General features: G+C 73.2%; 11 protein-coding genes. 3 read left to right on the plus strand and 8 right to left on the minus strand.

From position 1 onward, the window contains the following. Nucleotides 1-4: 4 nt before the first annotated feature. The 6 genes from ACQ452_RS04055 to deoC form a co-directional block, all read right to left on the minus strand. Entirely contained in the window at nt 5-1,255 is a 1,251-nt protein-coding gene (locus ACQ452_RS04055) for a cytochrome ubiquinol oxidase subunit I (RefSeq protein ID WP_433389850.1), read from the minus strand. A 286-nt stretch (nt 1,256-1,541) separates the two neighbouring features. Further along, entirely contained in the window at nt 1,542-2,447 is a 906-nt protein-coding gene (locus ACQ452_RS04060) for a M56 family metallopeptidase (RefSeq protein WP_433389853.1), read from the minus strand. A gap of 9 nt (nt 2,448-2,456) precedes the next feature. Then, nucleotides 2,457-2,921, minus strand: a complete 465-nt coding sequence (locus ACQ452_RS04065; RefSeq protein WP_433389856.1) for a BlaI/MecI/CopY family transcriptional regulator — start codon at nt 2,919-2,921, stop codon at nt 2,457-2,459. Between the two features lie 52 nt (nt 2,922-2,973). Beyond that, nucleotides 2,974-3,798, minus strand: a complete 825-nt coding sequence (locus tag ACQ452_RS04070) for an aldehyde dehydrogenase family protein (RefSeq protein WP_433389859.1) — start codon at nt 3,796-3,798, stop codon at nt 2,974-2,976. After that, nucleotides 3,791-5,221 carry an aldehyde dehydrogenase family protein gene (locus tag ACQ452_RS04075; RefSeq protein ID WP_433393972.1) on the minus strand — a complete coding sequence of 477 codons (1,431 nt, stop codon included), beginning with the start codon at nt 5,219-5,221 and terminating at the stop codon, nt 3,791-3,793. Before ACQ452_RS04075 ends, ACQ452_RS04070 begins: the two co-directional genes overlap by 8 nt. 9 nt (nt 5,222-5,230) lie before the next feature. Continuing rightward, nucleotides 5,231-6,190, minus strand: a complete 960-nt coding sequence (gene deoC, locus ACQ452_RS04080; protein ID WP_433389861.1) for a deoxyribose-phosphate aldolase — start codon at nt 6,188-6,190, stop codon at nt 5,231-5,233. A gap of 156 nt (nt 6,191-6,346) precedes the next feature. Between deoC and upp the strand changes: the two genes are divergently transcribed. Both upp and ACQ452_RS04090 read left to right on the plus strand, forming a co-directional pair. Then, nucleotides 6,347-6,979, plus strand: coding sequence for a uracil phosphoribosyltransferase (upp, locus tag ACQ452_RS04085; RefSeq protein WP_433389864.1), 633 nt, complete (start codon nt 6,347-6,349; stop codon nt 6,977-6,979). 80 nt (nt 6,980-7,059) lie between these two features. Then, the gene (locus tag ACQ452_RS04090; RefSeq protein WP_433389867.1) at nt 7,060-7,737 is read left to right on the plus strand and encodes a GOLPH3/VPS74 family protein; all 678 of its coding nucleotides are present in this window, start codon (nt 7,060-7,062) and stop codon (nt 7,735-7,737) included. A gap of 151 nt (nt 7,738-7,888) precedes the next feature. Here the strand turns inward: ACQ452_RS04090 and ACQ452_RS04095 are convergent, their stop codons facing one another. Further along, complete coding sequence (locus ACQ452_RS04095; protein WP_433389869.1) at nt 7,889-9,613, minus strand: phospho-sugar mutase; 1,725 nt, start codon at nt 9,611-9,613, stop codon at nt 7,889-7,891. Between the two features lie 47 nt (nt 9,614-9,660). Continuing rightward, nucleotides 9,661-11,829: a serine/threonine-protein kinase gene (locus ACQ452_RS04100; RefSeq protein ID WP_433389871.1), complete on the minus strand. Its 2,169-nt coding sequence runs from the start codon at nt 11,827-11,829 to the stop codon at nt 9,661-9,663. Nucleotides 11,830-12,032: 203 nt separating this feature from the next. On the opposite strand from ACQ452_RS04100, the gene ACQ452_RS04105 reads away from it, so the two are divergent. Next, on the plus strand, nt 12,033-13,616 hold the full coding sequence (locus ACQ452_RS04105; RefSeq protein ID WP_433389874.1) for an acyl-CoA mutase large subunit family protein: 1,584 nt from the start codon (nt 12,033-12,035) through the stop codon (nt 13,614-13,616). The last annotated feature ends 163 nt before the right edge of the window (nt 13,617-13,779 follow it).

Here is a 13,779-nt window from a genome sequence, read left to right on the forward strand (position 1 = left end):
CTCCTCAGGCGAAGGCGGGCTCGGGGTGCGGGTCGGCCGGCGGCTGGTCCGGGCGGCGGCCCAGGGCCGGGTCGTGCGCGCCCCGGGCGGCGTGCCGGGCCAGCAGCACCCAGTTGGCGACGGCCAGGGCGCCGAGCAGCAGGCTGAAACCGATCAGCGAGGCGAGCATCAGCCAGGGGCTGACCGGCGACACCGCCTGCTGCACGGGCAGCAGCCCGTACGCGGCCCAGGGCTGGCGGCCCACCTCGCGGGTGATCCAGCCGAGGATCACCGCCACGAACGGCAGCGGCAGGCCGAGCAGGAGCAGCCACAGCGGGAAGCGCAGCCGGATCAGCCAGTCCCGCCAGAGCAGCGGGAGCAGCAGCCAGAGCAGGCCGAGGGTGAAGCCGATCAGGATCATGAAGCCGAGGCCGACGTCGGCGAGGACCGGCGGGGTGTAGTCGCCGGGGCCGAACCGCCCGGTCCAGTCGGCGATCAGCGCCTCGGCGGCGGGGTCGTCGCCGAACTTGGTGGGCTGCACGTCCCCGATGGCGAAGAACTGGGCGAAGCCGAAGCCCTGCACGAAGAAGATCGCCACCGCCGAGGTGATCAGGCCGATCCGCAGCCCCTTGCGGTGCAGGGCGAAGTCGGGGGTGCGCCGGATCAGGTGCCACGCGCTGACCGCCGCCATCAGCATCCCGCCCACCAGCAGCGCCGCCGTGACGACGTGCCCGAGCGCCATCCGGAGGGTGGGGTTGTCGAGCAGGGCGGAGAAGTCGGTGAGGTGCGCCACGCCGTCGCGGACCTCGTAGCCGACCGGGTTCTGCAGCCAGGAGTTGGCCACCATGATCCAGAACGCGGAGGCGTACGCGGTGATCGCGACGCCCCAGAGCAGGGCGAGGTGCACGCCCCGGCGCAGCCGGTGCCAGCCGAAGATCCACATGCCGAGGAACGTCGACTCCAGGAAGAAGGCGACAAGCGTCTCGATGGCCAGCGGTGCGCCGAAGACGTTGCCGACGTAGCGCGACAGCCCGCTCCAGTTGAGCCCGAACTGGAACTCCATCACGATGCCGGTGGCGATGCCGAGCACGTAGTTGATCACGTAGAGCTGGCCCCAGAAGCGGGTGAGCCGCTCGTAGACCGGCTTGTCGCTGATCACCCAGGCGGTCTGGAGGCCGACGAGCAGGGTCACCAGGCCCAGGGTGACCGCCACGAAGAGGAAGTGGATCGAGGTGGTGGTGGCGAACTGCAGGCGGGCGAGGAGCAGGGTGTCCATGGCCGGCTCTCCAAACGGTTGGCTCACTACGGTAGGCAGCCTACACGTAGATTGCCTACGCATCACCCGCGTCGCCCGTCGCGAGGAATGCTACGACGACTTGTAGTAGTCGTGGGGGCGGATCGACACACCGGGAGGCCGTGGCCGGCCCGCCCAAGCCTGGCGCACCGGGCTCCACGCACCGGTAACTCCCGAAAGACGCGGAATTCCGGCGTCGACGCGGAGGGCGAGCACGCGGGCGCGCGGCACCGGGGAAAGGGGCCGCCTCAGGCGGCGGGCGGTCCGGTCAGCTCAGGAAGAGGGAGACCGGCAGGGCGGCGACGGTGGTCGCCACGGCCAGCGCGACTGCCCCGCGCAGCCGGGGCGGCCGGCCGGCGACCAGGAGGCGCTGCACCCGGACGTCGAGGTCACGATCGCCCAGGCCGAGGGTGCCGGCCGGGGAGATCCGGCTGCCGGCCGCGGCGAAGCGGCGCAGCGCACCGGCCAGCGGGGCGTCCGCGTGCGACTCGCGGGCCTTGTCGTCGGCGCGCATCTCGACCAGCAGTGCGACCCGGTCGTGCGCCTCGCGGACCCAGGCGAACCAGGGCAGTGCCCGGCTGAGCGCGGTGAACGGCAGCAGCACCAGGTCGTGCCGTTCCTGGGCGTGCGCCCGCTCGTGGGCCAGCACGGCCGCCAGTTCGGCGCGGTCCAGCAGGTCGAGGGTGCCCGCGCTGACCACCACGCGGGGCTTCATCCCGGGCAGGCAGTACGCCGCCGCACTCGGATGGTCCAGCACCAGCGCGCCGGGCACCGTCGGGTCCCGGCGGGCGACCAGGGCGAGCAGGTCCCGGTGCCGGCGCTGGGCGCGTACGGTGCCGTGGACGCTGCGGGCGGTCGTGCCGAGCAGGACCGCGCCGATGCCGAAGCCCACCCCGACGGCGCCCAGGTGCGCCGCGCCGAGCCCGGCGGGCAGGGTGCCGTGGCCCAGGTCGGTGGCGAGGGCCACCAGCGCGCTGCCGGTCGGGCGGTCGTAGGCGGTCAGGCCCAACGCGATCGGCACACCCATGGCCGAGAGCCCGAGGGCCAGGCCGACGGCCTGCCAGCAGACGATCGCGACCCGGGGGCTGCGCCACGTCCAGGTGGAGCGGGCCAGCACCTGCGCGGTCAGCCAGCAGGCCAGCATCGACGCGGCGAAGTGCAGGGCGTACGCCACGGGCCCGCCCTACCGGTCCGCTGCGTTCTCGGCCCGGTCCGGTCGGCCGTTCCCGCCGGCCGGCGGGGCCTCCACCCGGTCGGTCAGCGTCTCCCCGCCGGGGCCCGCCTCGTCGGCCTCGGCCCCGAGGGCGGCGCGCAGCACCTCGGCCTCGGTGCCGGTCACCGAGCGGGCGAAGCGCACCAGCGCGGCGTCCCGGCTGCCACCGAGGTCGAGGGCCTCGAGCATGAGCTGGGCGATGTACTGCTCGCGGCTGGCGGCGGCGCGGTAACGCCAGGCGCGCCCCTCCCGCTCGCGTTGCACCATGCCCTTGCCGGCGAGCCGGTCCAGCACCGTCATCACCGTCGTGTACGCCAGCTCGCGGCCGTTCAGCGCGTCGGCCACCTCCCGCACGGTGATCCCGTCCGACGTGCCGGGGACCGAGTCCCACAGCACGTCCATCACCGCGCGTTCAAGATCACCAAGCCGAGTCACGCCGCAATCCTACTCCTGGTAGTAGAACTCCCGCCCGGGGCGGCACCCGCCGTCACATGCCCTTGGGGTGCCAGACGGTCTTCGTCTCCAGCAGCACGGTCATCCGGGTGACGCCCGGATCGGCGGACCAGTCGTGGCCGGCCGGGGCGGGCCGGAGCACCCGCTTGAGGTTCTGCGCCGCCCTGATCTCCAGGTCCGTCGCCAGGTCGGCGTCCGCCACCCCGGTCAGGTCGATGGCGTTGACGTCCAGGTGGGCCGCCAGCGTCGGCGCGGTCTCGGTGATCGGGCCGGTGAGCAGGTTGACCACTCCGCCGGGCAGGTCGGAGGTGGCAAGCACCTCCGCCAGGGTGACCGCCGCCAGGGGCTGCGTCGGCGAGGCCGCCACCACCACGGTGTTGCCGGTGACGATCGCCGGGGCGATCACGCTGACCAGGCCGAGCAGCGCGGGCAACTCGGGGGCCACCACGGCCACCACGCCGGTCGGCTCGGGCGCCGACAGGTTGAAGTACGGCCCGGCCACCGGGTTGGCGCCGCCGTAGACCTGGGGCAGCTTGTCGGACCAGCCGGCGTACCAGACCCAGCGGTCCACGGCCGCGTCCACCTCGTCGCCGGGCACGCCCAGGGCGACGAACTGCTCGCGCCGGCCCTCCAGCATCTCGGCGACCCGGTAGAGGATCTGGCCCCGGTTGTACGCCGTGGCCCCGGCCCAGCCCTTCACGGCGGCCCGGGCGGCGACGACCGCGTCCCGCGCGTCCTTGCGGGAGGCCAGGGAGACATTCGCGTCCTGCACGAGATACGACCGTCCCGACTCGCTGCGCGGGAACTTCCCGCCGACGAAGAGCTTGTACGTCTTGCGTACCGCGACCCGCTCAGCCATTGAGGTAGCCCTCCAGCCCGTGCCGGCCGCCCTCGCGACCGTAGCCCGACTCCTTGTAACCACCGAACGGCGAGGTGGGGTCGAACTTGTTGAACGTGTTGGCCCAGACCACGCCGGCACGCAGCCGGTCGGCCGTCCAGAGGATCCGGGAGCCCTTGTCGGACCAGATTCCCGCCGACAGCCCGTACGGCGTGTTGTTGGCCTTCTCGACGGCCTCGGCCGGGGTGCGGAACGTCAGCACCGACAGCACCGGGCCGAAGATCTCCTCGCGGGCGATCCGGTGCGCCTGGGTGACCCCGGTGAAGATCGTCGGCGCGAACCAGAAGCCGCGCTCCGGCAGCTCGCACGGCGGCGACCAGCGCTGCGCGCCCTCGGCGGACCCGGCGTCGGACAGCTCGCGGATCCGCGCCAGCTGCGCGGCCGAGTTGATCGCGCCGACGTCGGTGTTCTTGTCCAGCGGGTCCCCGACCCGGAGCTGGGCCATCCGCCGCTTGAGCGACCCGAGCACCTCCTCGGCGACGTTCTCCTGCACCAGCAGGCGGGAGCCGGCACAGCAGACGTGCCCCTGGTTGAAGAAGATGCCGTTCACGATGCCCTCGACGGCCTGGTCGATCGGGGCGTCGTCGAAGACGATGTTGGCGGCCTTGCCGCCCAGCTCCAGGGTGAGCGTCTTGCGGGTGCCGGCGACCGAGCGGGCGATGGCCCGGCCCACCTCGGTCGAGCCGGTGAAGGCGACCTTGTCGACGCCGGGGTGCTCGACCAGCGCCCGGCCGGTGTCGCCGGCGCCGGTGACGATGTTGACCACGCCGGCGGGCAGGTCGGCCTGCTGGCAGATCTCGGCGAAGAGCAGCGCGGTCAGCGGGGTCGTCTCGGCCGGCTTCAGGACCACGGTGTTGCCGGCGGCCAGCGCCGGGGCGATCTTCCACGCCAGCATCAGCAGCGGGAAGTTCCACGGGATGACCTGCGCGGCCACGCCCAGCGGCCTCGGATCGGGGCCGAAGCCGGCGTACGGGAGCTTGTCGGCCCAGCCGGCGTAGTAGAAGAAGTGCGCGGCGACCAGGGGCAGGTCGACGTCGCGGGACTCCCTGATCGGCTTGCCGTTGTCCAGGGACTCCAGCACGGCCAGCTCGCGGGAGCGCTCCTGGATGATCCGGGCGATCCGGAACAGGTACTTCGCCCGGTCCCGGCCCGGCATCGGGCCCCAGACCTTCTCGTACGCCTGCCGGGCGGCGCGGACGGCCCGCTCCACGTCCTGCGCGCCGGCCTCGGCGACCTCGGCCAGCACCTCCTCCGACGCGGGGTTGACCGTCTTGAACGTGCCGCCCTCGGCCGGGTCGACGAACTCCCCGTCGACGAACAGCCCGTAGGAGGCCTTGAGGTCCACCACCGAGCGGGACTCGGGGGCGGGTGCGTATTCGAACAGCATCGGCTCTCAGTCCAGGGTGAAGTAGTCGGGACCGGAGTAGGTGCCGGTCGTCAGCTTGGTGCGCTGCATGAGCAGGTCGTTGAGGAGGCTGGAGGCGCCGAAGCGGAACCAGTCCGGGTCGAGCCAGTCCGCGCCGACGGTCTCGTTGACCATCACCAGGTACTTGATCGCGTCCTTGGTGTTCTTGATGCCGCCGGCCGGCTTCACACCGACCTGCCGGCCGGTGGCGGCCCGGAAGTCGCGGACCGCCTCCAGCATCACCAGGGTCACCGGCAGCGTTGCCGCGACCGGCACCTTGCCGGTGGAGGTCTTGATGAAGTCGCCGCCGGCCAGCATTGCCAGCCAGGAGGCGCGCCGCACGTTGTCGTAGGTGGCCAGCTCCCCGGTCTCCAGGATGACCTTGAGATGGGCGTCCCCGGCGGCTTCCTTGGTGGCCACGATCTCGTCGTGGACCTCGCGGTAGCGGCCGGCCAGGAAGGCACCCCGGTTGATCACCATGTCGATCTCGTCGGCGCCGGCCGCCACGGCGGCCCGGGTGTCGGCGAGCTTGATCTCCAGCGGCGCCTGGCCCGACGGGAAGGCGGTCGCCACGCTGGCCAGGTGCACGCCGCTGCCGCGCAGCACCTCGGCCACGTGCCCCACCATCGCCGGGTAGACGCAGACCGCGCCGACGTGCGGGCAGGTCGGGTCGGCCGGATCGGGGCGCAGGGCCTTGGCCGCGAGGGCGCGCACCTTGCCCGGGGTGTCCGCCCCTTCGAGGGTGGTCAGATCGACCATCCGGATCGCCAGGTCGATGGCCTGGGCCTTGGCCGTGGTCTTGATGGAGCGGGTGCCGAGCTGGGCCGCCCGCTGCTCCACGCCGACCTGGTCCACGCCGGGCAGGCCGTGCAGGAAGGTCCGCAGAGCGGTCTCGGATCGTCCCAACTCGGAGAGCTCCGACCGGGCCGACGTCGCTGTCGCCGTCATGCCGCGAAGTCTACGCATCCGCCGGGCGAGTGATCTTGATCACGGCCCCGCCGACAGCTCCCACGACGGCCCGGACGCGCTCCGGTGGTGAGCGACGTCGCTGGTCCGGCCGCACCCGGCGATGCGGCAACGGGCGGACCGGTAGGTTGAGCGATCGTGGACGTACACGTCATTGACCATCCGCTTGCCCAGTCGCGGCTGACCGCCATGCGGGACGCGCGCACCGACTCCTCCTCGTTCCGGGCGGCGCTGCACGAGATCACCACCATGCTGGTGTACGAGGCCGCGCGGTCGTTCCCCGTCGAGAACTACCCGGTGCAGACCCCCGTCACCGGCGCCGAGGGCACCCGGCTGGCCAACCCGCCGCTGCTGGTGCCGGTCCTGCGGGCCGGCCTGGGCATGGCGGACGCCGCGCTCGGCCTCCTGCCGGAGTCCTCGATGGGCTTCGTCGGCCTGGCCCGCGACGAGGAGACCTACGAGCCGCGCGCCTACATGGAGTCGCTGCCGAGGGACCTCAGCGGCCTGCCGGTGCTGCTGCTCGACCCGATGGTCGCCACCGGCGGCTCGCTGGAGCACTGCTGCCGGCTGCTGGCCGACCGGGGCTGCACCGACATCACGGTGCTCTGCGTGCTCGCCGCGCCCGTCGGCATCGCGCGGCTCGAACGCTCCGGCCTGCCGGTGCGCCTCGTCACCGCCTCCATCGACGAGGGGCTCAACGACAAGATGTTCATCGTGCCGGGGCTCGGCGACGCCGGCGACCGGCAGTTCGGCGGCATGCCCCGTTTCTGAGGGCGCATCGAGGGCGGCTGCGCGCCGAGGCACGCGCGAGTGCGTGCGCGGGATGCGCGCAGCCGCTACCGTTCCGGGCCATGACTGGTGTTGCGCTCGCCGAGGAACTGCTGCTCCTCGCGTACGACGACGAGACGGGCAAGGCGACCATGCCCCGGATCAGCCTCGACCTGGGGATGGCCGCCGCGGTGCTGGTCGAGCTGGCCCTGGCCGGGCGGATCGGGTATTCCGACGGCTCCCTGGTGGTGACCGACCCGACGCCCACCGGCGAGCCGCTCGTCGACGGGGTGCTCGCCCGCATCGCCGCTGACACACCGCACAGCCCGTCGTCCTGGGTGCAGCGGCTGCGCCACGGCCTGCGCGACAGGATCCTCGGCGAACTGTGCGCCCTGGGCGTGGTGCGCGACGTCGACGAGACCGAACTGGGCTTCATCCACGTGCACCGCTACCCGACGGTGGACCCCGCCGTCGAGACGGACGTCCGCCGCCGGCTCGCGGAGGCGCTGGCCAGCGGGCAACTCCCCGACGAGCGGACCGCCGCCCTGGCCACGCTGGTCGCGGTGCTGCGGATGGAGCCGGCGCTCGGCCTGAGCGGCGACGCGGCCCGGGACGCCCGCCGCCGCCTGGAGGAGATCGCCGGCGGCGCCGGCTTCTCCGGCACCGTCAGCCTCGACGACTCCGTCGTCCGCCCCTCGGTCGGCCTGGTCGTGGCCGCCCTCGCCACCGCGGTAAACGCCGCCCTGGGCCCCCGCCCCTAACCCCACCCCACCCCCGCCCCACCCCCCACCCTCTGCCCCCCGCCCCGTTGATCATGAAGTTATTGCTCGGGAGAGCGTTTTCCGCTGGCAACAACTTCATGATCAACGGGGCGGGGGTGGGTGGTGGGGCGGGGCGGGGTGGGGGGTGGGGTTAGAGGCCTAGGGTTTGGGAGAGGTCGGTGCGGAGGGTGGTGATCGCGGCGGCGGCGCGGGTGCGGGCTGCGGCCACGTCGCCATCCGTCACCGGCTCCACCACCTCCAGGTACGCCTTGAGCTTCGGTTCGGTGCCGGAGGGGCGGATCACCACCCGGGCGGTGTCGGTGCGCAGGATCACCACATCGGCCTCGGGGAGCAGGTCCCGCGCCTCGGTGACCGGCGCTCCGAGCAGGGCGGTCGGGGTGGCGGCCCGGATCCGGGCCATCGCGTCCGCGATCACCCGCAGGTCGTCCACCCGTACGGAGAGCTGGTCGGTGTGGTGCACACCGAACTCGGCGGCCAGCTCGTCCAACCGGTCGGTCAGGGTGCGGCCCTGCGCCTTGAGCCCGGCGGCCAGCTCGGCCACGGTCAGGGCGGCGGTGATGCCGTCCTTGTCGCGTACGTGTTCCGGGGCGACGCAGTAGCCGAGCGCCTCCTCGTAGCCGAAGACCAGCGGCGCGGCCCCGCCGCCGGCCCGCACGATCCACTTGAACCCGGTGAGCGTCTCGTCGTACGGCAGGCCCCGGGCGGCGCACATCGCCCCCAGCAGGGACGACGACACGATGGTGGTGCCGTACAGGCCGGTGACGCCGCGCCGCATGAGATGGTCGGCCAGCAGCACACCCACCTCGTCGCCGCGCAGCATCCGCCAGCCGGGCGGGTTCCCGTCGGGCCGGCTCGGACCGGCGACCTCGCCGTCCGCGCTCGCCGCCCGACCGGTGTCGCGGACGGCCACCGCGCAGCGGTCCGCGTCCGGGTCGTTGGCGATGGCGAGGTCCGCGCCGGTCGACTCGGCCAGGGCGACCAGCCGGTCCACCGCCCCCGGCTCCTCCGGGTTGGGAAAGGAGACGGTCGGGAACGCCGGGTCCGGCTCGGCCTGCTCGGGCACCACGCCGGGCACGGGGAAGCCCGCCCGGGCGAAGACCGCGGTGAGCACCGCCGCACCGACCCCGTGCAACGGCGTGTACGCCACCCGCAGGTCGCGCGGCCCGTCCGGGGCGATCACGGCGGTGGCCTGCTGCACGTAGGAGGAGACCAGGTCGTCGCCGAGGACCTGCCCGTCCGCGCCGAGCGGCACCTCGGCCAGCGGCCCGACCGAGCGGATCGCGGCCTCGATGCCGGCGTCGGCCGGCGGCACGATCTGGGCGCCCGCGCCGAGCGTTCCGCCCAGTTCCGCGCCGAGGTAGACCTTGTAGCCGTTGTCCTGCGGCGGGTTGTGGCTGGCGGTCACCATCACCCCGGCGACCGCTCCGAGGTGGCGCACCGCGTAGGCGAGCACGGGGGTGGGCAGCGGGCGGGGCAGCAGCAACGCCGGGCGCCCCGCGCCGGTGGCGACCTGGGCGGTGCGCTGGGCGAACTCGCGGGAGCCGTAGCGGGCGTCGTACCCGATCACCAGCGGACCGGAGCCGCCCTGGGCGGCGAGCCAGCCCACCAGCCCGGCGGCGGCCTGGGTGACCACCGCGAGGTTCATCCCGTTCGGGCCGGCGCGCAGCGGGCCACGCAGCCCGGCGGTGCCGAAGGTCAGCGGGCCGGCGAACCGGTCGGCCAGCTCCGGGGCGCTCGCCGGCAGGCGGTCGAGGACCGCCCGCAGCTCGTCCCGGCTGGCGGGGTCGGGGTCGTCGTCGAGCCAGCGCCGGGCTCGCTCGCGAATGTCGTCGATGTCAGTGGGTTCCGCCGGCATGTCTCTTGATAGCACGCCGGCGGATCACCACCGCGCCTCACCCGGGCTCAGCCGGCCTCGGTGAGCTGGAAGGACCGCACCATCTCGTCGAAGATCGGCTTGCTCTCGGCGAACTTCGCGTCGTTCGAGGTGAGGTAGAACGAGTAGCTCTTGCCCTCGTGCACCACGCCGCGCCACACCCCGTGCCGCTTGGCCTCGCCCTCGCCGCAGGTGTATTCGAACTGGGCCGCGGCCTTGCCGACCCACTGCACCTCGTCCATGGCGAGCTGGGCGTAGGGCTTGGCGCAGGACTTGGAGCGGTTCTTGAGGCCGTCGGTGGCGACCTCCGCCCAGCGCATCGAGGTGGTGCGGAAGTCTTCCACCAGGATCCGGACCTTGCGGCCCTCGTCCTGCGGGTCGACGTAGTCCACCCAGTTGCCGGCGCTCTTCAGCTCCCAGCCCTGCGGCACCATGATCCGTACGCCCTTGCCCGAGTGTTCCTTCATCTCCGGCACGCCCTCGGCCGGTGCCGGCGCCGCCGGGGCGGCCTGCGGGGCGGTCGGCGGCGCGTCGTCGCCGCCGCTGAACAGGGCGACCGCCGCGATCAGCAACACCACGGCCAGTCCGCCGGCGGCGGCGAGCTGCACCTTGCGGGGCCAGCCCCTGACCGTGCCGACGAGTTGGCCGCCGGCGGCGCCCACCCGGCCGGCGAACCCGCCACCCGAGCCGCTCGCGGCCGGCGCGGTGGCCGGCGTCGCCCAGGGCTGCCCGGTGCCCGCCACCGACCACTGGCCGCCGCCGTAGGTGCCGCCGAGCTGCTGGGTCGCCTCCGGGGCCGGCCCGCCGAAGACGGGAGTTCCGGCGCTCATCCGCTGGGTGGTCTCGGCCGGGACGCCGAAGGTCGGCTTGGCCGCCCCCACCCGCTGGGTCATCTCCGTGGGGCCGCTGAAACCGACAAGTCCGGCGGCGTTGGTCCGCATCTGCTGGGTGGCGTCGTTGCCGCCGGGCGTCACCCGCTGGGTCGCCTCCGCGCCCCCGTAGGTGCGGCCGGCCGGCGTCGGCGCGCTCGGCGCCGGCATCGCACCGGTGGGCGTGTGCAGCGGCCCGGACAGCGCGTCGGCGCTGGTGTCCTCCATCGCGTCGGTGCCGGCCGGCAGGGCGGCCTGCCCGGGACGCTCGCCCCTGCGCAGCGCCGCCAGCCGGTCGGTCAGCGACTCGCCGGGGTTGAGCATCGCCCGCCCGCCGATCTGCCCGCTCGGCTTCGGCTCCTGCGGCTGGGCGGCCGGCGGGGCCGGCACGGGCCGCTGGACCGGAACCACCGAGTAGGGATCGGTCACCGAGTTCACCGCGGCGGAGTTGCTGGTCAGCGGGCCGGCGAGCAGCTCGCGGAGCATGGCCCGGGCGGTGTGCACGTCGAGGCGGCGGGCCGGGTCCTTCTCCAGCAGGCCCATCAGCACCCGGGCCAGCGGCCCGCTGCGCTGCGGCGGGGCGGGCGGGTCCTCGACCACGGCGTGCATGGTCTCGATCGGGTCGCCCTTGTCGAACGGGGGCCGCCCCTCCACCGCCGTGTAGAGCGTGACGCCGAGCGAGAAGAGGTCGCTCGGGGGGCCGAACTCCTGGCCCATCGCCCGCTCGGGGGAGATGAAGTGCGGCGAGCCGAGCACCATCCCGGGGGTGGTGAGCTGCACGTCGGTGGGCATCCGGGCCACGCCGAAGTCGGTCAGCACGCAGCGGCCGTCGGCGCAGATCAGCACGTTTGCCGGCTTGACGTCGCGGTGCAGCACGCCGATCGCGTGCGCCACCTCCAGCGCGCCGAGCAGCGCGATGCCGATCTTGGCGACCACCCGCTGCGCGACCGGCCCGTCCTCGATCACCATGTCGGCGAGGCTGCGGGCGTCGAGCAGCTCCATCACGATCCACGGCCGGCCGCTGTCGGTCACCACGTCGTAGACCTGGACGACGGCGGGGTGCTGGATCGCGGCGGCGGCGCGGGCCTCCCGCAGGGTGCGTTCGTACATGGAGTCGCGGTCGCTCGGGGCGAGGCCCGGCGGCAGGACGACCTCCTTCACGGCCACGTCCCGCCGCAGGAGGGTGTCCGTGGCACGCCACACCGTGCCCATGCCGCCGTTGCCCACCGCCGAACGCAGCGAGTAACGACCACCGATGGTCGTGCCGGGGGTCGCGCGTCCGTTGGGGGGACTGACTTGTCCGCCGCTCCACGTCGGGATCTGAGTCACAGAAAAGCCACCGGGGGATTTCGAGGGGGGCTGGGACACAACCCCCCTATCTTGCTGGTTCCGACGCCCGATGCGAAACCCGACGCGGCGGACGTTTTACCAAACTCGACAGTACGTACGCGAATGCTCACTTTTTGTCATGACCGCCAGCGGTGTCGGCATCCCACTCCCGTCGGCGCAGCCGCGCGTCCTACCATCCGCTAATGAGCGAACCGCGGTCAAGCGAGTCCGGTTTTCCGATCAAGGGCGTCTACACGGCGGCGGACCTTCCGGAGGATCTGGACTCCCGGCTCGGCGGACCGGGCGAGTTCCCGTACGCGCGCGGCGTCTACCCCACCATGTACACCTCCCGCCCCTGGACGATGCGCCAGTACGCCGGCTTCGGCACCGCCACCGAGTCCAACGCGCGCTACCACCAGCTGTTGCGGGCCGGCACCATGGGTCTCTCCGTCGCCTTCGACCTGCCGACGCAGATGGGCTACGACTCGGACGACCCGATCGCGCACGGCGAGGTGGGCAAGGTCGGGGTGGCCATCGACTCGATCGACGACATGCGGCTGCTCTTCGACGGCATCCCGCTCGACAAGGTCTCGACCTCGATGACGATCAACGCGCCCGGCTCGGTGCTGCTCCTGCTCTACCAGCTCGTCGCCGAGGAGAACGGCGTCGCCGGCTCGGCCCTCAACGGCACGATCCAGAACGACATCCTCAAGGAGTACATCGCCCGGGGGACGTACATCTTCCCGCCGAAGCCCTCGCTGCGGCTGGTCGCCGACACCTTCGGCTACTGCCGCGAGGAGGTGCCAAAGTGGAACACCATCTCCATCTCCGGCTACCACATGGCCGAGGCCGGCGCGTCGCCCGCGCAGGAGATCGCGTTCACCCTGGCCAACGGCATCGAGTATGTGCGGGCGGCGCTGGCGGCCGGGCTGGCCGTGGACGACTTCGCGCCCCGGCTGTCGTTCTTCTTCGTCGCCCGCACCACCCTGCTGGAGGAGGTCGCGAAGTTCCGCGCCGCCCGCCGCATCTGGGCCCGGGTGATGCGCGACGACTTCGGCGCCAAGAACCCGAAGTCGATGATGCTGCGGTTCCACACCCAGACCGCCGGCGTGCAGCTCACCGCGCAGCAGCCCGAGGTCAACCTGGTCCGGGTGGCGGTGCAGGGGCTCGGCGCGGTGCTCGGTGGCACCCAGTCGCTGCACACCAACAGCTTCGACGAGGCGATCGCGCTGCCCACCGAGAAGGCGGCCCGGCTGGCGTTGCGCACCCAGCAGGTGCTGGCGTACGAGACGGACCTGACCGCCACCGTCGACCCGTTCGCCGGCTCGTACGTGGTGGAGGCGATGACCGCCGAGATCGAGGCGGCGACGAACGAGCTGATGGACCGGGTCTTCGACCACGGCTCGGCGGTCGACGCCATCGAGGCGGGCTTCCAGAAGCGGGAGATCGAGCAGTCCGCGTACCTGATCGCGCAGGAGATCGACGCCGGCGAGCGGGTCGTGGTGGGCCTCAACCGGTTCACTGTCGACGAGGAGGAGCCGTACGAGCCGCTGCGGGTCGACCCGACGATCGAGGCGGCGCAGGCTGAGCGGCTGGCCCGGCTGCGCGCCGAACGCGACGCCGGTGCGGTCGAGCGGGGGCTGGCCGAGCTGCGCGCCGCCGCGGAGGGCACCGGGAACGTGCTCTATCCGATGCGGGAGGCGCTGCGGGCCCGCGCCACCGTCGGCGAGGTCTGCGGCACCCTGCGCCAGGTGTGGGGGACGTACCGCCCGACCGACCGGTTCTGATCACGCCGGCCCGGCCCGCGCCGTGCCGGGTCGGGCCACGCGCCGGTAACGGCCGGCCCACGGTGCATTCCGGTCGGCCGTGAGGGGTCCGGCGGGGACGCTACAGTCGGGGCGGCGCTGTCGCAGGTCGCCGAACGGGCGGTCGCCGCCGCGGGGCCGTGGA

Origin of the sequence: Micromonospora sp. KLBMP9576, from assembly GCF_050941805.1 — a bacterium.
GTDB lineage: Bacteria > Actinomycetota > Actinomycetes > Mycobacteriales > Micromonosporaceae > Micromonospora.